This window comes from Streptococcus oralis SK304 (genome assembly GCF_000287715.1).
Taxonomy (GTDB): domain Bacteria; phylum Bacillota; class Bacilli; order Lactobacillales; family Streptococcaceae; genus Streptococcus; species Streptococcus oralis_Y.
Map to the genome: position 1 here is coordinate 341,401 of NZ_ALJN01000006.1, position 22,457 is coordinate 363,857.

General features: G+C 39.1%; 23 protein-coding genes. All 23 read right to left on the minus strand.

What is annotated here, in order from left to right:
• Nucleotides 1-5: 5 nt before the first annotated feature.
• Nucleotides 6-1,256 carry a threonine ammonia-lyase IlvA gene (gene ilvA / locus HMPREF1125_RS04830; protein ID WP_000947306.1) on the minus strand — a complete coding sequence of 417 codons (1,251 nt, stop codon included), beginning with the start codon at nucleotides 1,254-1,256 and terminating at the stop codon, nucleotides 6-8.
• A gap of 79 nt (nucleotides 1,257-1,335) precedes the next feature.
• The gene (gene ilvC / locus HMPREF1125_RS04835; RefSeq protein WP_000290683.1) at nucleotides 1,336-2,358 is read right to left on the minus strand and encodes a ketol-acid reductoisomerase; all 1,023 of its coding nucleotides are present in this window, start codon (nucleotides 2,356-2,358) and stop codon (nucleotides 1,336-1,338) included.
• A gap of 65 nt (nucleotides 2,359-2,423) precedes the next feature.
• Complete coding sequence (ilvN, locus tag HMPREF1125_RS04840; protein WP_001253813.1) at nucleotides 2,424-2,900, minus strand: acetolactate synthase small subunit; 477 nt, start codon at nucleotides 2,898-2,900, stop codon at nucleotides 2,424-2,426.
• The gene (locus HMPREF1125_RS04845; protein WP_000411741.1) at nucleotides 2,893-4,593 is read right to left on the minus strand and encodes an acetolactate synthase large subunit; all 1,701 of its coding nucleotides are present in this window, start codon (nucleotides 4,591-4,593) and stop codon (nucleotides 2,893-2,895) included. Before HMPREF1125_RS04845 ends, ilvN begins: the two co-directional genes overlap by 8 nt.
• A 321-nt stretch (nucleotides 4,594-4,914) precedes the next feature.
• Complete coding sequence (gene fusA / locus HMPREF1125_RS04850; protein ID WP_000090341.1) at nucleotides 4,915-6,996, minus strand: elongation factor G; 2,082 nt, start codon at nucleotides 6,994-6,996, stop codon at nucleotides 4,915-4,917.
• 385 nt (nucleotides 6,997-7,381) lie between these two features.
• Nucleotides 7,382-7,852 (minus strand): 30S ribosomal protein S7, encoded by a 471-nt coding sequence (gene rpsG, locus HMPREF1125_RS04855; RefSeq protein WP_000087873.1) that lies wholly within the window; start codon nucleotides 7,850-7,852, stop codon nucleotides 7,382-7,384.
• A 19-nt stretch (nucleotides 7,853-7,871) separates the two neighbouring features.
• Nucleotides 7,872-8,285 carry a 30S ribosomal protein S12 gene (gene rpsL / locus HMPREF1125_RS04860; RefSeq protein WP_001142332.1) on the minus strand — a complete coding sequence of 138 codons (414 nt, stop codon included), beginning with the start codon at nucleotides 8,283-8,285 and terminating at the stop codon, nucleotides 7,872-7,874.
• Between the two features lie 454 nt (nucleotides 8,286-8,739).
• A complete protein-coding gene (locus HMPREF1125_RS04865) occupies nucleotides 8,740-10,776 on the minus strand; it encodes an FRG domain-containing protein (RefSeq protein WP_001112984.1) in 2,037 nt (678 codons plus the stop codon).
• 12 nt (nucleotides 10,777-10,788) lie between these two features.
• Nucleotides 10,789-11,433: an ImmA/IrrE family metallo-endopeptidase gene (locus HMPREF1125_RS04870; RefSeq protein WP_000906723.1), complete on the minus strand. Its 645-nt coding sequence runs from the start codon at nucleotides 11,431-11,433 to the stop codon at nucleotides 10,789-10,791.
• 224 nt (nucleotides 11,434-11,657) lie between these two features.
• On the minus strand, nucleotides 11,658-12,257 hold the full coding sequence (locus tag HMPREF1125_RS04875) for a response regulator transcription factor (RefSeq protein ID WP_000772067.1): 600 nt from the start codon (nucleotides 12,255-12,257) through the stop codon (nucleotides 11,658-11,660).
• Nucleotide 12,258: 1 nt separating this feature from the next.
• Complete coding sequence (locus HMPREF1125_RS04880; protein ID WP_000890468.1) at nucleotides 12,259-13,356, minus strand: sensor histidine kinase; 1,098 nt, start codon at nucleotides 13,354-13,356, stop codon at nucleotides 12,259-12,261.
• A 4-nt stretch (nucleotides 13,357-13,360) separates the two neighbouring features.
• On the minus strand, nucleotides 13,361-14,095 hold the full coding sequence (locus HMPREF1125_RS04885) for an ABC transporter permease (protein ID WP_000794129.1): 735 nt from the start codon (nucleotides 14,093-14,095) through the stop codon (nucleotides 13,361-13,363).
• Nucleotides 14,096-14,107: 12 nt separating this feature from the next.
• Nucleotides 14,108-14,983, minus strand: coding sequence for an ABC transporter ATP-binding protein (locus HMPREF1125_RS04890; protein ID WP_000216042.1), 876 nt, complete (start codon nucleotides 14,981-14,983; stop codon nucleotides 14,108-14,110).
• Nucleotides 14,970-15,164, minus strand: a complete 195-nt coding sequence (locus HMPREF1125_RS04895) for a hypothetical protein (protein WP_000709170.1) — start codon at nucleotides 15,162-15,164, stop codon at nucleotides 14,970-14,972. Before HMPREF1125_RS04895 ends, HMPREF1125_RS04890 begins: the two co-directional genes overlap by 14 nt.
• A complete protein-coding gene (locus HMPREF1125_RS04900; RefSeq protein WP_000390701.1) occupies nucleotides 15,161-15,367 on the minus strand; it encodes a hypothetical protein in 207 nt (68 codons plus the stop codon). Before HMPREF1125_RS04900 ends, HMPREF1125_RS04895 begins: the two co-directional genes overlap by 4 nt.
• Nucleotides 15,368-15,490: 123 nt before the next feature.
• Nucleotides 15,491-17,158 (minus strand): DAK2 domain-containing protein, encoded by a 1,668-nt coding sequence (locus HMPREF1125_RS04905; protein WP_000036682.1) that lies wholly within the window; start codon nucleotides 17,156-17,158, stop codon nucleotides 15,491-15,493.
• Nucleotides 17,159-17,160: 2 nt separating this feature from the next.
• A complete protein-coding gene (locus tag HMPREF1125_RS04910; RefSeq protein ID WP_000216438.1) occupies nucleotides 17,161-17,526 on the minus strand; it encodes an Asp23/Gls24 family envelope stress response protein in 366 nt (121 codons plus the stop codon).
• A 258-nt stretch (nucleotides 17,527-17,784) separates the two neighbouring features.
• Nucleotides 17,785-17,973 carry a 50S ribosomal protein L28 gene (gene rpmB, locus HMPREF1125_RS04915; RefSeq protein WP_001140948.1) on the minus strand — a complete coding sequence of 63 codons (189 nt, stop codon included), beginning with the start codon at nucleotides 17,971-17,973 and terminating at the stop codon, nucleotides 17,785-17,787.
• Nucleotides 17,974-18,228: 255 nt separating this feature from the next.
• Nucleotides 18,229-18,357 (minus strand): hypothetical protein, encoded by a 129-nt coding sequence (locus HMPREF1125_RS04920; RefSeq protein WP_000493327.1) that lies wholly within the window; start codon nucleotides 18,355-18,357, stop codon nucleotides 18,229-18,231.
• A gap of 57 nt (nucleotides 18,358-18,414) precedes the next feature.
• Complete coding sequence (locus HMPREF1125_RS04925; RefSeq protein WP_000488182.1) at nucleotides 18,415-19,707, minus strand: ISLre2 family transposase; 1,293 nt, start codon at nucleotides 19,705-19,707, stop codon at nucleotides 18,415-18,417.
• Nucleotides 19,708-19,756: 49 nt separating this feature from the next.
• Nucleotides 19,757-21,391 carry a relaxase/mobilization nuclease domain-containing protein gene (locus HMPREF1125_RS04930; RefSeq protein WP_000260294.1) on the minus strand — a complete coding sequence of 545 codons (1,635 nt, stop codon included), beginning with the start codon at nucleotides 21,389-21,391 and terminating at the stop codon, nucleotides 19,757-19,759.
• The gene (gene mobC / locus HMPREF1125_RS04935) at nucleotides 21,385-21,777 is read right to left on the minus strand and encodes a plasmid mobilization relaxosome protein MobC (RefSeq protein ID WP_001171917.1); all 393 of its coding nucleotides are present in this window, start codon (nucleotides 21,775-21,777) and stop codon (nucleotides 21,385-21,387) included. The genes HMPREF1125_RS04930 and mobC overlap by 7 nt, the downstream gene beginning before the upstream one ends.
• Nucleotides 21,778-21,994: 217 nt before the next feature.
• Nucleotides 21,995-22,411: a hypothetical protein gene (locus HMPREF1125_RS04940; protein ID WP_000180613.1), complete on the minus strand. Its 417-nt coding sequence runs from the start codon at nucleotides 22,409-22,411 to the stop codon at nucleotides 21,995-21,997.
• Nucleotides 22,412-22,457: the final 46 nt, after the last annotated feature.

The window sequence follows — 22,457 nt, forward strand, 5'->3', positions numbered from 1 at the left end:
TTAGTTTAAACTAACATGTTATACAATGTTTCGTTTCCATTCAAATTAATATAAGACGGGTCAAACTTTTCCATACGATGAATCAATCCAGCATAATCATGCTTATTGGCAAGAGCAATCCCAATCAATACAGGGCCTGTCCCCTTGCTTGCTCGTTTGATATATTCAAAACGAGTGATGTCATCATTTGGCCCCAAAATGTCATTTACAAACTCTCGGAGAGCTCCTGGACGCTGTGGGAAATTCACTACAAAGTAATGCTTGATTCCATCGTAAATCAAGGCACGTTCTTCCATCTCTGGCATGCGGTTGATATCGTTATTTCCTCCAGAAATAATACAACAAATCGTCTTGCCTTTGATATAGTCTGATAAAACTTCCAAGGCTGCAACACTAGCAGCCCCGGCTGGTTCTGCTACAATTCCTTGTTTGGAATAAAGATCAATCAAGGTTTCAGAAATCAAGCCCTCGTCCACCCCAATCAGCGTTTCAACATTCTGACGGGTCGCTTCATAGGTTAATTGTCCAACTTTCTGTACAGCTATCCCATCAGCAAACTTATCAATTTCTTTGAGTTTAACTGGTCCCCCAGCCTCAAAGGCAGCTTTCATAGAGCGGGCTCCATTGGCTTCTACCCCAATCACTTCAATAGTCGGGTTGGTTTCCTTAATATAAGTAGAAACACCGGCAATCAATCCGCCACCGCCTACTGGTACAAGTACTGTATCAAAATCAATAGACTCTTTACGGGCTTCTTCAAGAATCTCATAAGCTACTGTTCCTTGACCAGCCTGAACATGCGCATCATCAAAAGGATCAATGAAGGTGCGGCTTTCAGAAACTGTAAATTCTTGTGCTGCCTTAGCAGAAGCATCAAAGGTATCCCCAACTAACTTAATTGTCACAAAATCACCACCAAAAAAGCGGACCTGTCCAATCTTTTGTTGAGGTGTTGTGATGGGCATAAAGATGGTTGCAGGAATTTTCATCTCATTACAAGTATAGGCGACACCTTGGGCGTGATTTCCTGCAGAGGCACAGACTACACCACGCTCACGTTCTTCTTTTGTTAATTGAGAAATGGCATAATAGGCTCCGCGAATCTTAAAGGAACGAACACGCTGGGCATTCTCCTTCTTCAAATAAATCTTAGCACCATACTTCTCCGATAAATAATGATCATAATCAAGTGGAGTATTGACTACTACACCACTCAATACTTTGTGGGCTTTCACCACGTCTTTTGCACTTAGCATTGTCTCCTCCTCAAATACTTTTTAAGATAAAAAGCGAGTCAGGTACCCCCAACTCGCCTTCTGTTTTTCTTCACAAGAATTAGTTATAGATTTTGAATGCGTCGTCGTCGTTTTTACCAACGAAAGGCATTGCTTTACGCAATTCAGCACCAACTTTTTCAATTTCAAGGTTAGCTGCTTGTTCACGGTAAGCAGTCAATTTTGGACGTCCAGCCTTGTAGTCATTTACAAAGTCATTTGCAAATTTACCATTTTGGATATCTGCCAAAACAGCTTTCATATTTTCTTTGACTTGCTCAGTAATCACACGTGGACCTGATACATAGTCACCGTATTCAGCAGTGTTAGAAATTGATTGACGCATTTTCTTGAATCCACCTTCATAGATCAAGTCAACAATCAATTTCATTTCATGAAGAACTTCAAAGTAAGCCAATTCTGGGGCGTATCCTGCTTCTGTCAAGACTTCAAAGCCTGCTTCGATAAGGGCAGTCAAACCACCACAAAGTACGGCTTGTTCACCAAACAAATCTTCTTCAGTCTCTTCTTTGTAAGTTGTTTCAAGCAAACCAACACGAGCTGCTCCAACACCTTTACACCAGTCCATAGCAATGTTTTTAGCATTTCCTGTAGCGTCTTGGTAGACTGCATAAAGAGCTGGCACACCAAATCCTTCTTCGTAAGTACGACGTACCAAGTGTCCTGGTCCTTTAGGGGCACACATGAAGACATCAACATCTGCAGGAACTTTGATAAATTCGAAGTGAATGTTGAAACCATGTGCAAATCCAACAGCATTTCCAGCTTCCAAGTTTGGAGCAATTTCTGCTTCGTACAATTCTTGTTGGATTTCATCTGGTGCCAAGATCATGATAACGTCAGCCAATTTAGTTGCTTCTGCCACTGTATAAGTGTCAAATCCATCTTCTTTTGCTTTGTCAAAAGATTTACCAGGACGTACACCGATGATGACATCACGACCTGAGTCACGCAAGTTTTGCGCATGCGCATGTCCTTGTGAACCATAACCGATTACGGCGATTTTTTTACCATCAAGCGCTGCTACTTTAACATCTTTTTCGTATTCCATTTGAACTGCCATAGTTTTTCTCTCTTTTCTATTTTTTATTGCCTCATAGGCTGGTTTAACAAATTTAAGTTGGATTTTTAGTCGCGGGTAAATCCAGTTGCACCCGTACGAGCGATATTTTTAATACCGTATGGTCGAATCACTCGCAATAAAGCTTCACTCTTCTCAGCATTTCCAGTCATCTGGATAGTGATGGAGCTTGGAGCCACATCTACTACCGTTGCACGGAAAGGTTGGATAATGGCCAAGATTTCTGCACGCTTTTCAGCAGGAGCAGATACCTTCACCAAGATAACTTCTCTTTCCAAGTGTGGTTTGTCTGTGATATCTCGAATGCGAATTACATCAATCTGACGATTGAGTTGTTTAATAATTTGCTCTACTTCATCATGAGAGGCCACATCGATAATGATGGTAATGCGAGATACATTGGGATTCTCCGTCGCACCAACTGAGATACTCTCAATATTGACTTGGCGACGAGAAAGGACTCCTGTAAAACGATTCAAAACTCCTGAACGGTTTTGCAATCTAGCCGTTAACATTCTACGCATGGAACTTCACCCCCAACATCTCATGATTGCTCTTACCAGCTGGTACCATCGGTAAGACCTGTTCCTTACGAGAAATATCCACCTCGATAAACATCGGCACATCCTCCAGAATGACTTCTAGATCCTTCTCTATCGTCTCTGGATTATCAAATTTATAGTTTTTGATGCCATAAGCCTGTGCCATCAGCTGGAAGTCAGGAAGGGTATCAAAGACTGACTCTGAAGTTCTACCCTCATAGAAGGACTCCTGCCACTGACGAACCATTCCTAGTGAGTGGTTATTCAGCATCACGACCTTAATGGGTACCTTGTAGATGTTTAGGATGGCTAGTTCTTGGTTGGTCATTTGGAAGCCGCCATCACCGACAAAGAGAATAACCTCTTTTTCTGGATTAGCAATCTTGGCACCGATAGCTGCGGGCACTCCGAATCCCATGGTACCCAAACCACCTGAAGTAACTAACTGACGCTCATTTTGGTAAGGATAATACTGAGCTGTCCACATTTGGTGTTGACCTACGTCAGTTACCACAATGGCATCCCCATTCGTTAACTCGCCGATACGTTCAATAACTGCCTGCGGTTGGACCACACGTTCTTTCTTATCATAAGAACGAACTCGATTCTTGTCCTTGGTGACTTTTTCAATCCATTTTTCAGTATTGTTATGAACAGTTGGTTCTGCCAGAAGCATCTGCAAGGCTTTCTTAGCATCGCCCACCACAGGAATATCTGCACTGATAATCTTACCAATCTCGGCTGGATCAATGTCGATATGAGCAACCTTAGCATTTTTAGCAAAGGTCTTAGGATTTCCAGTCAAGCGGTCATCGAAACGGCAACCAATACTAATCATAAAGTCCGCTTCCGTCATGGCAATGTTAGCTGCGAAAGAACCATGCATCCCTCCCATTCCTAGGAAGAGCGGATGACTCGTTGCAATGGTACCTTGTCCCAAAAGACTAGTCACGACCGGAATTTGGTAACGTTCTGCAAATTCATTAAGCTCTTCAGAAGCTTCCGCATAGCTGATACCACCACCTGCTAACAAAACAGGTTTCTTAGCCTTAGACAATTGCTTCAAAATTTTCTTGATTTGCATGTCATTCGGATCTAGCGTTGGTTGATAACTTGGCAAATTCACTTCGGGTGAATAGATGAAATCTGTCTCTAAGGCAGATACGTCTTTTGGTAGGTCAATCACGACGGGCCCTGGACGACCTGTCGTTGCGATATGGACAGCTTCCGTAATGATGCGAGGAATATCTGCCGTCTCACGAACTTGGTAATTGTACTTAGTGATTGGCATGGTAATGCCCACGATGTCTGCCTCCTGAAAGGCATCCTTCCCAATCCCTGCACGCGCCACCTGACCTGTAAAGACCAAAAGGGGAACGCTATCACTCATGGCATCTGCAATCCCTGTAATGGCATTTGTAGCTCCCGGTCCACTCGTGACGACAGCAACACCCAACTTTCCAGTTGATTTGGCATATCCTTCAGCTTCGTGCAAACAACCTTGCTCATGGCGTCCTAAAATGTGGCGAATGCCTTTAAAATTATATATCGCATCATACAAAGGCAAGACTGCACCACCAGGATAGCCAAATATGGTATCAATTCCTAAATCACGAAGTGTTTCCAAAACTAGGTCTGACCCCGTCTTAGGAGATTCTAAACTGATTTTCTCCATTGTTCCCCTTTCTCTTCTCTTAAAAATAGCTTGTTACTATCATACCATTTTTTCAAAAATTTTCAAGATAAAAGAAGCAATTTTCTGAATTTTCTATCTAAAAGTGTATTTATGAATCTTTTTCTCATTTTTATTAACTTTTCTACGGAATTAGGAACCTTTATTTACTTTAATTTATCAAATTAGAATATTTTCTTTCTGGATAAAATTAATAACTCTCTCACTTAGCGACCAAATTTGTATACTATATTCAGCAAAAATGAATAGTTAAAGACAAAAAAAGGAAGCCACCAAGTGACTTCCTTCTATTGCGAAGACAGATTATTCTTCACCTTTGTTTTTCTTAATGATTTCTTCTTGTACTGACTTAGGTACATCTTCGTAGTGGTCAAATACCATCATGAATGTACCACGTCCTTGAGATGCAGAACGAAGAACTGTTGCGTAACCGAACATTTCAGCAAGTGGAACGTAAGCACGAACGATTTGGCTGTTACCGTGTGCTTCCATACCATCTACACGTCCACGACGAGCAGTTACGTGACCCATAACATCACCAAGGTTTTCCTCTGGAACAGTGATAGTTACAAGCATCATTGGTTCAAGGATAGCTGGTTGTGCAGTCTTAGCAGCTTCTTTAAGTGCAAGAGATGCAGCAATCTTGAAGGCAGTTTCAGATGAGTCGACATCGTGGTATGAACCATCGTAAAGTTTAGCTTTAACGTCAACAATTGGGTAACCTGCAAGGACACCGTTAGCCATTGCTTCTACAAGTCCTTTTTCAACCGCTGGGATAAATTCACGAGGAACAACACCACCGACGATTGCGTTTTCGAATTCGAATCCTTTACCTTCTTCGTTTGGAGTAAATTCAATCCATACATCACCGAATTGACCTTTACCACCAGACTGACGTTTGAAGAATCCACGTGCTTGAGTGGAAGCGCGGAATGTTTCACGGTAAGATACTTGAGGAGCACCTACGTTCGCTTCAACTTTAAACTCACGACGCATACGGTCAACAAGGACGTCAAGGTGAAGCTCACCCATACCAGAGATAACTGTTTCACCAGTTTCAACGTTTGTTTCAACACGGAATGTTGGATCTTCTTCAGCCAATTTTTGAAGGGCAATACCCATCTTGTCTTGGTCTGCTTTAGATTTTGGCTCAACCATCAATTGGATAACTGGTTCTGGAACGTCGATTGATTCAAGGATGATTTTAGCTTTTTCATCAGTCAATGAGTCACCAGTTGTCGTATCTTTCAAACCAACGGCAGCAGCGATATCACCTGAGTAAACCTTGTCGATTTCTTTACGGCTGTTAGCGTGCATTTGAAGGATACGTCCGATACGTTCACGTTTACCTTTAGAAGTATTCAATACGTATGAACCTGATTGAAGAACACCTGAGTAAACACGGAAGAAGGTCAAACGACCTACGAATGGGTCAGTCATGATCTTGAAGGCAAGAGCTGCGAATGGCTCTTCGTCAGATGCTGGACGAGTTTCTTCTTCATCTGTATCTGGGTTAACACCTTTGATCGCTGGGATGTCAAGTGGGCTTGGAAGGTAGTCGATAACCGCATCAAGCATCAATTGAACCCCTTTGTTTTTGAAGGCAGAACCACACAATACTGGGAAGAATTCAACATTGATAGTAGCTTTACGGATACCCGCTTTCAATTCTTCGTTAGTGATTTCTTCACCTTCGAGGTATTTCATCATCAAATCTTCATCAGTTTCAGCAACTGCTTCGATCAATTTTTCACGGTATTCTTGTGCTTGTTCAAGATATTCAGCTGGAATATCCTCTTCAAGGATATCTGTACCAAGGTCGTTTGTATAGATTTCAGCTTTCATCTTGATCAAGTCGATGATACCACGGAAATCATCTTCAGCACCGATTGGCAATTGGATTGGATGTGCGTTTGCTTGAAGACGGTCGTGAAGTGTGCTTACTGAGTAAAGGAAGTCAGCACCGATTTTGTCCATTTTGTTGGCAAATACGATACGTGGAACTCCGTACTCAGTTGCTTGACGCCAAACTGTTTCAGTTTGAGGCTCAACACCTGATTGTGAGTCAAGAACAGTAACCGCACCGTCCAATACACGAAGAGAACGTTGTACTTCAATTGTGAAGTCCACGTGCCCTGGTGTGTCGATGATGTTTACGCGGTGGTTGTTCCATTGAGCTGTTGTCGCAGCAGATGTGATAGTGATACCACGTTCTTGCTCTTGCTCCATCCAGTCCATTTGTGACGCACCTTCGTGAGTTTCACCGATTTTGTGGATTTTACCAGTGTAGTAAAGAATACGCTCAGTAGTTGTTGTTTTACCGGCATCGACGTGAGCCATGATACCGATATTACGAGTTTTTTCAAGTGAAAATTCGCGTGCCATGAGGTTTGTTTCTCCTATTTATTTTTGATTTCTATTCTATTATAACACGATTTTAATAAAAACGGATAGGCAGGACCTACCCGTTCTCAATGTTTATCTTGTTTTTGTTGGTTTCAACTTGTAGACAAGTTGAATTGAACTCGGGCTAAAGTTAGCTAGCCGATTTGAGCCGGAACGGGATGCTGTGTGAAAAAGATAAACTTCCTTGTATTCGTCGAATACTGCGTCAGTTTCCTATTTTCACCTTGCATCCTTACCGTTCCTAGCATCATAATTGAACTCGGGCTAAAAGCTCGGAAAATAGATAAGCTTTCCTAGAATCTTTGATTCTGCGTCAAGCTTCCTAATTTTCAGTCGCTTTTTTAACGCCCTTAGTATCTTATTATTACCAACGGAAGTGTGCGAAGGCACGGTTAGCTTCAGCCATACGGTGAGTGTCTTCACGTTTCTTAACTGCTGCACCAGTGTTGTTCGCAGCATCCAAGATTTCTTTTGCAAGACGATCTTGCATTGTGTGTTCACCACGAAGGCGAGCGATGGTTACCAACCAACGAAGTCCAAGTGTTGTACGACGTTCTGGACGAACTTCAACTGGGACTTGGTAGTTAGATCCACCAACACGACGTGCACGTACTTCAAGTACAGGCATGATGTTTTCCATAGCTGTTTCAAATACTTCAAGTGCATCGTTGCCAGTAGCTTCTTTGATTTGCTCAAAAGCACCGTAAACGATTGAAGCAGCTGTACCACGTTTACCATCAAGCATAACGCGGTTGATAAGACGAGTAACTAGTTGTGAATTGTAAAGCGGATCTGGCAATACGTCACGTTTTGGAGCTCTATTTTTACGACTCATTTCTCTTTATCCCCTTTCCTTATGCTTTTGGACGTTTAGTACCGTATTTAGAACGGCCTTGTTTACGATCGTTAACACCTGCAGTATCAAGTGCACCACGGACGATATGGTAACGTACCCCTGGAAGGTCTTTTACACGTCCACCACGAAGAAGCACCACGCTGTGCTCTTGCAAGTTGTGTCCGATACCTGGGATGTAGGCAGTAACTTCGATAAGGTTGCTCAAACGTACACGAGCAAATTTACGAAGGGCAGAGTTAGGTTTTTTAGGTGTCATTGTTCCAACACGAGTTGCAACACCACGTTTTTGTGGTGAAGAAACATTTGTTTGAACTTTTTTATGACTGTTGTAACCAACGTTCAAAGCTGGTGATTTAGATTTTTCTACTTTTGATTTACGCGGTTTGCGAACCAATTGGTTAATTGTAGGCATCTACATTCTCCTGTGTTTTTTTATTTTTGGTGATGATACACTTGGTGACAGCTACCATCTGTGTGTACTTTTGCAACATTTGTCAGCACGTCCCTGTACACTTTTGAGAGACCAAAAGTAAAAAGTACCGTCTATTATTATAACACATTTTTTCTTTCCTTGTCAATATTTTTTTCGTTTTTATTCTTATCTTTTATCTCTCTGACACTAGTTCTTACCGCTTTTTTAAACAAAAAAACGGGCTCTATAATTCTTACAGTGGTTTTACCCACTACAGAAATTATGGAGCCAGGATTATTAGCTCTATCTGCTAAAAATGAACTTTCTTCCTAACTTCCTTGACCGTAATAGCAACTAACTCTGTACCGTTCCCCTAAAGAAACCACAAATTAAACAGGATTTAGGTAATGAACTTGCCCTCACTGTCTGAAGAAAACAAAAGAGAGAATAATCATTACTTTTCAAACGGTGATTTCTCTTCCTCCGGGCGTTTATATCGACCATTTTCATAAGAGACATAATTTTGAAAATCTGGAAATAGGCTTCTCTTGGTATGTCCATACTCATCTAACTTAGCTTTTAAATAGTTTTTTAACAAAGTATATTGATCAGTACCTTGCAGTGTCTTATCTACCAAGTTAACCTTATTCTTTAGGGATTCAAAACATCTCTCAAGATTGCCTATATATGTATTCTCGTTTACATCGAGTTCTTCATTATATTTAAGGTTATCAGCATCTTCAATTATACCTTTAATATTATCTTTATGAGCTTCCCTGTCAGACTTCTTTGATACTTCTATAACAACTGTAATACGATTAATTCTTTCAACTTTCTTCTCTAATCCCTCTAGTTTATCTTTTACATATTCAATAGTCTGATCTGCATCTGCATCTTTTTCTTTTTCTTTTTCTTTTTCTTTTTCTTTTTCTTTTTCTATTAAATTATATAGCTTTTCATAATGCAGAAATGCTCCATTTTGCGCAATCAGACGTTTATTTTTTTGGAATTTCTCAGGTAGATAAACTATATTGTTATCCCTATGTTTTTCTTCTTCAATCTCAAATAATTCAAATTTAGGAGTATGAAAATCTTCACCATCAATCATAAACAGCAAAGCTGTATAAGGATTTCTAGACATATCAAGAAGACATGTCCCAAATCCATAATGCTGAAGACGTGAAAAAGCATCATTCCGCTTACTTGACCCAATATTACTATCATATTCTAGTTCTTCAGGATATTCTCTCGCTATTTTTTGATATAATCCTTCAAATTTGCTATAAAATTGGTCGCTATGCTTTTCACCATGATAAGTTCTGTTTCTAAAAACAGCTGGAATAGCATCGTGCTTGTTATTAGAATAACCTCTAAAATAATTATATTTAAATCTACTAACTATAAGATCACTACTAGAATTATTAAGTACTATATTTTCTGTCTTAGTTCTTCTTCCATCAAAAATAGAAATTAATTCTTTTAACGTATAAAAGATAGTCCACCCACTTTTTATAGTACCATAGCCTTCTCTATGATAGTAATCACATTTTATTTTATTATTAAGTTTGTATACTTCCCCTACTACATTTAATATTGCAACTTTTTCTTTGTAATTTTCTACATTCTCTGACTTCCTATTTTGTTGTTTAGAACTGCAATCTTTCGTAGTTGCACTTGTTTCATCATCATCATCTCCTCCTATTTCAGATTTATTACAATCTTTCTCTGAGCCCTTATTATTTTTAATATTTTTATAAATACCCGTAAGAAAATTATTTATTTCTAAATTACTGATGTTTTCTTTCAATAACAAATCATAACCTTCAAAGTCATCAAGTGGAATTTGAAGGTTTCTCTCTTCCAGTAGTTTAACTTGTTCACGGCTTAAACTAGACAAAATATATGAGAGCATCCTATTAGAAAAGTACTCAAAATCGTAGATTAATCCTTTATTAACGCCTATATAATCTTTCCTTACTCGCGAATATAGATCTTCAAAGCTTTCTGACTTTCGTATTATTCTTTTTATTTTTTGTATAATTTTTTTTCGTGAAGCTTTCTTTTTTTCTTCGTGATTTGCAATGTGTTGATATACCCATGCAGCAAAAGCGTCTTGATGCTTATTTTTAAATATATTAAAAAAAGACTGTTGTAAATTATTACTGAAAAATTCTATGTGCCCTTTTAAATTTTGTTGGTCATTGTAGTCAATTTCTTTTACTATAAAACGACTTTTTTCAAATGAGTTAGAAGCCTTGGTAGGGTCTGGGTAATTGTAACTACGACTATTTTCACTTGTCTTCTCCTCAGTTTCAGGAATTCTGCTTACCTCATCTTTTTTTACTTCACAAGATATTGCAAGTTTGATATCGTTAAAAATTATTTTATCAATTAACTTATTATCACTATGATTAAACAAATCGTACATAGATTTATAAAAAATTTTGATAGCTTTTTGATTCTTAATAGTATCACTTCCCTTATCAGGCATTTCTAAATCTCCTCAATAGATATAATATAAAAATTTTAACCGCTTATACACTGCAAATTCCGAAACATCTGTTTTATCAGAAATATATTTAATTAACTCATTGACATCTTTATTAAACATTTTATTTAAGTCGCTATCGCATTTTTCATTTTTGTATTCAATAATTATATTTTCTAATAGTTTTTCTGGTAGAAGTGTTTCATAGGCGAATTGATTAGCTTTGGCTTCATATGAAGGGCGTGAGAATGATTGATTACGATCCAAATAAGCACTTGAATCTTCAAATAAATAATGAGCCAGCTCATGAGCACATGCATAATGTCTATCTTCATTTGATAAATACTTATTAATGTATACTTTTTTTCCTTTACTATCGTAAAAAGCATCTACCGTCATCCCGCTAGACTTAAAAAACCTAGGACCATTAAAATTTTTATACGCCTTAATAATAGAAACGATATCAATTTTTTGGACTTCTTGATTATCGTTATTTTTATCTATAACATCTTCTATTGCTTTTCTATATCCTTCAATTCTTTTACTTGTTTCTTCATTGAAAATTTCCTCCTTATATAGGTCTTCTGACTCTAGCAAACTTTTGTATGACAAGTTATCATTTTTTTTAAAATCTTTAATTTTATTGATATTTATTAGCATATAACCCTCTTCTTTCTTTTTTAGATATTTTTAAATATGATTCTAACATAAAATAGGTTATTTAACGCTATGTAAGTGTTTTCTGATAACAGTTTCAAGGATTTTGTTATAATCAACCCACTACAGTTGATAAAGAGTCAAAAAAGGAGGCAATCTGCCTCCTACATTCTAGTATGGATTTCCTTCGATTTAGCAATCATTTGAGTTGTTTTTTATCTTTCTTATCAAAGCCAACCAGATTCTTTTGCGATGTTGGCTGCATCTGTTCGATTACTAGCTTCTAGTTTCGAAAGAATATTGGTGACATAGTTTCGGACGGTTCCATTTGATAGATAGAGTTGGTCTGCGATTTCTTGGTTAGACAAGCCCTGAGCGATTCCCTTTAAAACAGCGATTTCTTGCTCTGTTAACGGATTGGGGTGCGCCATCACCACTTCCATCAATTCAGGCGAATATTCCTTACGTCCTTCAAGAACAGTGTGCAAGGTTTGCATGAGGTCTGCAATGCTTCTTTCTTTCAAGACATAAGCATCTACTCCAGCCTTGACCGCGCGTTCAAAATAGCCGGGGCGCTTGAAGGTCGTCACCACAACTATCTTTGTTTCTAACTTTTCTGCTCGAATCCACTCCAAGACTTCGAGGCCAGTCTTAACAGGCATTTCTACGTCAAGAATGGCGATATCCACAGACTCTTTTTCTAGGAGTTGAATTGCTTCTTGCCCATTCTTGGCTTGTAGGACAGACTCTACATCTGGTTGAAAGGTAAGCAACTGGCACATGGCATCTCGCAACATACTTTGATCTTCTGCAACAAGTAGTTTCATCTTAGTTTCTCTCCTTATAAGGTAACCGAACCTGCACTTCAGTCGGATGTTTCTGACTGATCACTTTTACTTCTCCTGAAAAAGGAAGGACACGGTCTCGAACGGTATGGAGCTCATCCCCTTTTAGAGAAGCAAAGCCACAGCCATCGTCTCTCACTGTTAGAATGAGTTCTTTCTCAGTTCGTTCTAATTTCAAGTAAGCTTTCGATGCTTTGGCATGTTTGATGATGTTGGTCACTAACTCAAGTAAAATCATGGAGGCCGTTGATTCTAACTCCTGAGTTAGGCTAGCTATATCTAGTTGGTGATCGACTTCCGTTTCAATTCCTGCAATTTCCAGCATTTTTTTAACAGTCGCAAATTCGGAAGCAAGGGTTCTGGTTTTAAGATTTTCGATAATTGTACGAACTTCATTCATGGATTCTTTGCTGATTTGATGAATTTCTTTTAATTCTTTTTCCACTTGAGGATAGGCCTGCATTTGAAGAAGCTGGAGGGCAAGATCCGTCTTCACACTCAACATAGCAAAGGTATGGCCTAGACTGTCATGAAGATCCTGACCGATACGGCTGCGTTCATTTTCAGCCAAGAAAAGATTAAGCTTGGCATTTTGTTTCATCTTTTCTTCTTTTAACTCTTCTGCTATCCGAATTCGATAGAGACCAAAAGTCAAGGCATCAGAAAAGACAAAAGTCACCAAGAAAAAGAGCAGTTGCCAGGGACTAACTTGATCGACCATATAAATCCCTGTCAAAATCAACGGTTGCAAGACAATAAAACTGACAAAACGCCAAGAGTGAAAAGATATCTCATCCAGTTGGTAAATGAGGAGGTTTGATAAATAAAAGATAAACCAAGCGAAGCTCCCATTCAGCCAGACGGAACTGTAAAAAATGTAGGCAAGCAAGATCCACCAAGCTAACCACTGCACAGTGCGATTCTGACTGGCTAAAACCGAATAGAAAGCTAGGACAAATAGTAGAGTCCATAACAAGGTTAAAAGCGGGTACTCTCCAACGATGACACCCGCTATAGGAAAGATGATAAACACTGTTGAAATATGAAACATATAATGAGTGTTTTTTAATTTTTCCAACATAGATTTATTTTACCTCGATCCGTTTTTTCAGTTGGATTACCAATACACCAAAGAAAACTGTATAACCTAGTACAACCAAGGCAGCAAGAACGTTAAACTCGTGGTGCTCCAAATAAGTAGAGACAACCTGCATCAGTTGATAGGTTGGGGTCAGTTTTCCAATGGATTGGAGCCATTCTGGGAAGGAACTCAAAGGGAACCAGAGTCCACCTAGGACAGCCAAAGCAATATAGGCAATATTTCCAATCACCGTCATCAATTGAGCACTGGGAAGCAAGCTCACCAATACCCCCATGCTGATAAAGACCACGCTTCCGACCAGCAACATAACTCCAATCACCAACCAATCAAGCCAAGGCAGAGTCACTCCACGGACAAAATGACCAACCGAAAAGACAACTATAATTGATAACAAGAAAGTCAGCAGAGTACTAAACAGTTTTGATACATAATATTCTACCATAGATACCGGAGAATGTTGAATCAATTTTTGCCAGTTGTTTGTCTTATCAGACTCGAGTGTGCTAGGGATACTGAAAAAGGCGCTTGACATGATACTAAAGAGCGTCATGGCAAAAAGATAGGCTTTAAGAACAATTTCTGGAACATCTGATCCTGACATCATACCAGAAAATATAAGGTAAAACACACTTGGAAGTCCGATGGATAGCAAGTAGTAGACGGCTTGCCGTTTCATCTGAATAATTTCCACTTTCATGAGACTTATCATATTTTTCATCGTCAATCTCCTTTAATCTTGAGTCGTTTCGAAGATACTGTCTAAGAGAGTTCGATTGCGAACTTCAATTTCTTCAATCGTGCAGCCCTGATCTTGCAAGACTTTCCATACCTGGCTGGCTTCTTTGGTTGTGAAGGAAAGAGCATTTTGCTTGATTTCAATCTCTTGAACTTGGTCCAAAGTGCTGATAAATTCCTGATAAGTTAGAGGTACCGTAAAATGTTTTTCTTGTTCTTCACCACGCATGGCATAAGGCGTCGTATCGCGAATCAATTCTCCCTTGTGGAGGACCAAAATGCGGTCAGCCGTATGCTCCACCTCTTCGATATAGTGGGAAGAATAAACAATGGTGACACCATTTTTCTTTAACTGATTGACAATTTCCCAAAAATGCTGACGTGTCGAGGTATCCATGGCAGCAGTTGGTTCGTCCAAAAATAGAATTTTTGGACGACCTATTAAAGTTAACACGAAAGAGAACAAACGTTTTTGCCCACCAGACAACTTGCCTGCTAGCTGATTTTTCTGCTTGTCTGAGAATCTCAACAAGTCATCAATTTCTTTGTCTGAAAGGCTGTCGGGATAAAGTGACTTGAAAAATGATAGAAGTTCTTTCACTTTCAAGCTTTGAACAACTGCATTTTCTTGAGGCAAGACAGAAACAAGTTTCTTTAATCGAGGATCTGTTAGCGCGAAGCCTTGAATGGCTATTCGACCTGAGCTCATGAATTTGTCCCCCAAGAGACAATCAATTAAAGTTGTCTTTCCAGCCCCGTTAGGTCCAATCAAGGCGACACATTCACCATCGTTGATTTCAAAGGAGATGTTCCGCAAGATCTCCTTGTCTTTTATTTTCTTACTCAATTTCTCAACTTTAATCACAGTCATGAGATTCTCCTTTCAACCACTTCATTCCCATAGGGAAAACGACAAAAATCATAAATCCAAAACCCCAAGCACCACGAATAAATTGGCGAAGCACGGTTTGGTCAAACCAACCAGTAAACATTTCCACTAACCATACCAAGAGTGACAGGCTGATAAAGAAATAGATGATTGCTTTTTTCATTCCTCAAACTCCTTTTTTACATCTCTGACTAATTTTAAACCTTCTCTGACAAGCCAAGACATCATTCCAAAGCCAGCAAAGAGCTCCCAAGGAAAATGATAGAAACCCTCGTCCAATCCTGAAAACATGAGATAGGTCATAACTCCTGCTGCTACTAAACTCACTGCGACAATCATTTTATTTTTCATTTCTTCTTCCTCCATTTCATACTTCAATTATAGACTTTTGAAATTGGCGGAGCTAGATGCTTCTGTCACTAGGAAATATGACAAATGTCATAAAAAAAGAAAGCTGTAAAATCAACTTTCTTTTTTATCTATTAAATTTTATTCCACACTGAAAAGATATGGATATACAGGTTGTTGACCTTGGTGAATCTCTACTTCAACATCTTCGAATTCTTCTGCGATTTCTTGGGCAATTTCATTGGCAAGTTCTTCGCTTCCATCTTCACCGACATAGAAAGTCACGATTTCACTATCTTCATCCAACATATGTTTCAATGTTTTAGTCAAAGTTTGGTGCATGTCAGGGTTTGATACGAGGATCTTACCATCTACCATACCAAGATTGTCATTTTCATGAATTTCCAAACCATCGATAGTCGTGTCACGAACGGCTGTTGTTACACTACCACTTACGACATCACCAAGGGCTGCAGTCATACGTTCTTTGTTTTCTTCGATTGATTTGCTTGGATCAAAGGCAAGAAGACTGGTCAACCCTTGAGGAATTGTACGTGCTTCTACAACAACAGCAGGTTGTTCAAGCACTTCAGCCGCAGACTGAGCTGCCATAAAGATATTTTTGTTGTTTGGCAAGAAGATGATGTTGCGAGCATTGACCTGTTCAACAGCCTTGATAAAGTCTTCTGTTGAAGGGTTCATCGTCTGCCCACCTTCGATGACATAATCCACACCTTGGGCACGGAAGATATCTGCTAAACCTTGACCAGCTACTACTGCGATAAGGGCATACTCTTTTGTTTCAGCAGGCTTGTTTCCTTGAGTTGCTTCTTTTTCAACTTGCGCCTCGTGTTGATTACGCATATTGTCCACTTTTACCTTGATCAAGCTACCATATTTAAGACCTTCTTGCATGACAAGACCTGGATCTTCTGTATGGACGTGAACTTTGACGATTTCATCATCATTGACAACAAGTAGAGAGTCACCTAAGTCATTCAAGTAGTTACGGAATTCATCGTAGTCAAAGTCCTTAGAATAAGTTGGACCTTGTTTGAGGGCTACCATGATCTCTGTACAGTAACCGAAGGTAATATCCTCAGTTGCCACATGCCCTGCTACAGACTTGTGGTGCTCTGCATTGATCATTTCACTCATGTTGGCAGGAGTCGCTACAAAGTCTTCAGAAGCACTGTATTCACCAGTAAGAGCTGAAAGGAAGCCTTCGTAGATGAAGACCAAACCTTGACCACCTGAGTCTACCACACCAACTTCCTTAAGGACTGGAAGCATTTCTGGTGTCTTAGCCAAAGCTGCTTTCGCGCCTTCCAAGGCTGCACGCATGACCTCAACAGCATCATCTGTCTCCTCGGCTTTTTTCTTAGCTCCAATGGCTGCACCACGAGAAACAGTCAAAATGGTTCCTTCAACTGGTTTCATAACCGCTTTATAAGCTACTTCGACACCGGATTGGAAGGCAAGAGCCAAGTCTTGACCTGTTAATTCATCTTTTTCCTTGATAGCCTGAGAGAAGCCACGGAAGAGCTGAGATGTGATAACCCCTGAGTTCCCACGGGCACCCATCAAGAGCCCTTTGGCAAGAATGCTCGCTACTTCTCCAACTGTAGAAGCAGGCTTGTCTGCTACTTCTTTGGCACCATTTTCAATGGTCATTCCCATGTTTGTCCCAGTATCTCCATCTGGAACTGGAAAGACGTTCAATGAATTGACATATTCTGCTTGCTTATTCAAACGAGTTGATGCAGCCTGCACCATCTCTTGGAATAAACTGGTAGTAATTTTTGACACGATTATTCTCCTACAACTTTGATATTTTGAATGTAGACATTCACAGTCTGAGCAGTAATTCCTAGTTGATTTTCTAAACTAAAACGAACACGCTCTTGAATGTTTTTTGACACTTCGCTTATCTTTACTCCGTAGCTCAATACGGTATAAACATCAACTGCAATGCTACCATCTTCGGCTGCCTTCACGACAACACCCTTAGAATAATTTTCCTTACCAAGAAGGGCTTGGAAATTGTCTTTGAGGGCATTTTTACTAGCCATACCGACCACACCAAAAATCTCAGTTGCGGCACCACCTACTACGGTTGCAATCACTTCATCTGTCAGTTCGATTTGACCATCTTTTGTATTAATTTTTACAGTCATTTTTTTTACCTCAACTAGTTGATACTCTATTTTATCATATTTCAGCCCAAGTGTAAAAGCAGAATGCTGTATCGGCGGATATTTATACTCAATGAAAATCAAAAAGCAAACTAGGAAGCTAGCCACAGACAGTACTTGAGTACGGCAAGGCGAAGCTGACGTGGTTTGAATTTGATTTTCGAAGAGTATTACTCTATTTTTCAAATGGTTTTATCTCTAGAGCAAAAGAAAAAGACCTAAGCGGTCTTTTCATTTTTATTAAACGCGTTCAACTTTACCTGATTTCAAAGCACGAGCTGAAGCCCAAACTTTTTTAGGTTTACCATCGATAAGAACAGTAACTTTTTGAAGGTTTGGTTTTACGGCACGTTTTGTTTGGTTCATCGCGTGTGAACGGTTGTTTCCCGATACAGTCTTACGACCTGTAAAGTAACATACTTTAGCCATTGTGTTTTCCTCCTATTAGATCTAATATAGCGGATGTGCTAGCACCACATACCGTACTATGTTATCACACTTTCTCTATTTTGGCAAGGAAATTCGGAGACTTCTTTGTGTCTAAATTTTTGGGAATAATCAAATATCCTTATAACTCAATAAAAAAGCGAGGATTTTCAGACAAAAAAACTGGAGAAAGTTCCTCCACTTTACTCCAGCCCTTGACTATATTGCACTATTTATGCTACAATATTGTTTGACTGATTAAGCAAAGTGTTGTTTTGTCTTAATCGGTGGTGTAGGAGTTGCTGCTTCTACACCTTTTTCGTTTTTATTTACTTTATTATTGTAACACACATTAGGCAAAAAAGCAACTGTTTTGTATGAAAACATGACAAAAACACCTCTAAAAAATCTTTTTTTTTAGAGGCTTTTGTCTGCCTTTTTGTATTATTTATGCCCTCTTTTTCTGATAACTGCTTTGTGTGGCCTATGGTTAATACGAAATCCTGCACCTGGTCCCGTATCCCTAAATTCTTCATACTCTTGTCTCCAAGATCCAAAAAATAGATTGTATAGCTGATCGATTCGTTCAAGGAGTATCATTCTGGCCATAGTACAAGCCCCTTCGATAGACCAATACATCCCTCGATGTTTCATGCGGTAAGTGACCTTTCGGTGCTGACTCTCCATTACCCCGATACCCCGTGAGGACAATCCTCTAAGTTTAGGTGGCCTAGTATCACAGAAATTTCTTAATAATTTCTTACGAAAATTGTAAAAATTATCAAGAGCTTCCTGGCTTTCTATGAGAGATTCAACTGTATCTAGTACGGTCTGAAGCAGGCCCTTCTGATGATTTTTGATGGCCTTAAAAGCAAGATCAAGTAGTGTAGACGGGTACGGCTTCAGAAATCTTTTAAGTTCTTCATTAACATGATAGGCATCCCAGAAATGCTCATGACGTTTAATCCGTAGGACCTTCTTAATTTCTTGAAATATTCTGCGAGAATATCCTTTACCATTGTCCGAGTTAGTGATAAGAAGAGTTCGATCAGTGATTTCAAAATGATTGCAGAGATAGTCTATCAATTCTTCCTTTGCTTGTTCATGGCTTGTATGGATAATCTCATGCTTATTCTCTAGTACATACCGATTATTACCAACCTTCTTCACTCCAGTATGAATCAGGAAATGGGCTAAGTCTGTATTGTGTCGTTCATCATTGCTTGATGTTGTCTTGACGAGCACACCATCTCCCTCCAGGTAGATTTTATCTGCCTGGATTTTTTTCGGTTGCTCATCACCTCTAAAAAGCCGATAGCGTTCCCTCTCTGAAAAGAGTCTGCCTGCCATTTTTACAGACTTCAAAACAGCGTCCTTTGTTATCTCCAGGCGATAAGCCATCTTAACTGTTCGACAAACTTCACGGTAGGATAAAACAGAAGCGTGTTTTGCCATGTGAAAAATCAACTCAGGAGAATAACGCATATACTTTTCTAGACCTAGCCACTCATCTACGGGATAACAACTTTTCTTTCCCTTTCGCCAGCGATTCCTAGAGAAAGTCACCTCTCCAAATGTAAAAACAACTGTCCTCTCTGTACTATCTATCCGCTTATATCCCCTCAGTCTCATGGAGGGAGCAATCTGCTCGTCATAATCTCTTACTCGCTTCAGGAATTGCTGCTCACGTTTGCGATCTAGTTCTGCGACAAATTCTTTTTCATCAAATCTAAACATACTCTCTATTGTACTGAAATCATGACTAGATTGAAAATATCAGAAACTTTTACAAGGTTTTTTCATCTTCAAAACGTCGGTCAACTTTCTCTTCACGACTACGCACGTGCTCCTTAACATCTCTATAATCTGTGTAATGTTTTAATGTATCATCAAAGAACTCTTGTAAGGCTCCTTTTTCAATTTGGAATTGTTTGATCAGTTGACTGACATCTTCCAGTCCCATATCTTTTGGAACTCCTAAATCATCCAATAGTTGTACCGCTACAAGACTATTTTCTGGAGATTTCTGGATGGCTAAAAGTGCTCCTTCAATTTTATGATAACGTCCAAGTCGCTCATCTAGTTGTCTTAATTCCTCCAGGGTAATCTCAATCTTTTCATTAAAACGATCTTCCAAATGTTGAAATTGTGCTCCATCTATCACGCCGTGCTCGACTAAGAAATTATATTCCTTAATCAGCTCACGTATAGAGGAAATTTGAGCATTTTTAGTTACGACTGTCTCACCATTTTGTTTGGCCAATTGTCTTGCGACAGTCAAACCCATCATGTACCGATTTTTTTGTGATTGATCAGGATTGAGAAAATAAAAATAGTCTTTCTCTTTGATATAGATGGTATAATTTCCATCCTCATTTTTATCAACTTTATGAGAAGGTATTAAAATTGTACCACTATTTAAAGCTCCCATATCCATCTGCACGTAAATGCCTTGCTTGCTTTCTTGCTCGACCTGCCAGGATTCCACTTCCAATTTCAATTCAAAATCATTTGCCGTTTTTTCTTTTGATTCTTGGTATTGTTCTTTCAATTCCTCCACATCAAAAACTAACTGATTCTTAGAAATTCTCTCTTTTATTTTTTCAAGAGAATAGAGTCCTTTCTTCGATAATGTATCATCTCGGACATTTCTTTGTTGGGGCTGATCGAGCAATTTATACTTCACAAATTTTCCAGAGAAATCAATCTGAAGATTAAGCGCAGCTGACTTTTGTTTGAAATCTTCTAACGACAAAGAGTGCTTCAGAAGAAAATCCAGACGCTCCTTAATTTCAAACCGATAATTATTTTGTCTCCGCCAAGCAGAATACTTTGTATAAGAATTTTTCATAGTAGGCTCAATAATTTTAGCGCCGTATCGTGCCGCATGTTTGTCCGAAATGGCTCTCAAATTTTTCAAGGTTTTCTTTTCCCAACGAAATTTCTTGAGCGTTGAGGTATTGGTGGTATTAAGTATGATATGGTTATGAAGATGATCTTTATCCGTGTGGGTTGCGATCACAAACTCATAATTTCCACCTGTCAATTCTAACATCGTTTGACGGCCAATTTCATGAACCTGCTCAGGAGTCAAGTTATCATCTGGAGAAAAAGACTGGATAATGTGATGGGCCAATACTTGTTTTCCTGAAGATAATTCTTTCAAGTCATCATCTCCTTTTTTAAAGGCTGCAGCCAATTTTGTCATAACCATTTCCTCATCTGCTACGCTAAAATCAGAGATCCCATTGCCAGATACTAGCTTCATTTGAAGTTCACCATTATGATAGACAAGAGGAAAATCAAGATCACTTTCTGCGGTTTCTGACACAAGTGTTTTCGCTTCATTCAGAATATAGCGTACAGCTATTTTTAAATTGGAAGGAGTTTTAATTTGTTTGGGTGCTTTGATTACTACCATTCGTCATACGTCCTTATAGTTTTTACTTTTCGCTCCTGTAAACTTTTCTTCTCTGCGCTAGAAAGTTTGGCAGCTACCATCTCTTTCAACTCAGATAAATAGTCAATAACTTGTGCTACTTCCTCTGTCGTAACCCCTTGATTTTCGTTAGCAAGCTTGGCAATTTGGTTGATGTTCGTGCCCACTCGATTGATAGCAACTCGAAGGTCTTTCAATTCAGAAAAATCAATTTGAACCACCTTCCCTTGTACCAGTTGATTCTTCGCATAGTATTGAAAAGATGGAACTCCCATTTGGGCCATCGCCGTTTTAATTTGACGATCTTCCTCTGGTGTTAGTCGTATCAATTTTTGTATATAGCGTTTTCTATTTTCTCGTTTCTGCATTATTTTTTTATCCTCTTTCTCTCAAAGGCTCTGGCATTTTCTGACCAGGCATCAGCCCCTGACTTCCTTGTGGCAAGCGTAGCAAATGGATATCCATTTGCGAAATTTAAAAAAATCAGAGAAGGAGAACCCTGCAGTTTTCCTTCTTGATTTTCTCAGTTTTGGGGAAATCCCCAAGCCCCTTTCTTATATCTTTTGGAGTACAACTTCTAACAATTTATCGTAACCAACTGAAGATGTTTTTGAAAATAGATGATTGCTTATCACTATTTTCTACACTTTTTTCTTTCTGACCTTGCAACTTTTCAGCTAGGACAGAAAGTTGTTGAGTAGTTAGAGGCTGGAAAATAGACTGCCCAATTTGTATTTCTGTCAGTAAGATTTTTTCAGTGAGTACAGCTTGAAATTCTTCATCTGTAATCATCTTGAGTAGCTCAATATTTTCTTCTTCCCACTCCAAAAGAGCTGGATCTCCTTCAGGTAGTTGAGACTGTTCTTCCTCTAGTTGCTCCAGAACTTTTTGGCGAGTCAAGTCTTTAGCGTTTGGCGATACTCCTTGAACTCTGTCTCCATCCATGATTGGAATAAAGTCTGAGAGGATGATGATAAGTTGTTCTTCTTGTTCATTGGTCATGAGTGTTGTCCTCCTTGATGATGGTTTGTTTTTAATTTGACCTTGG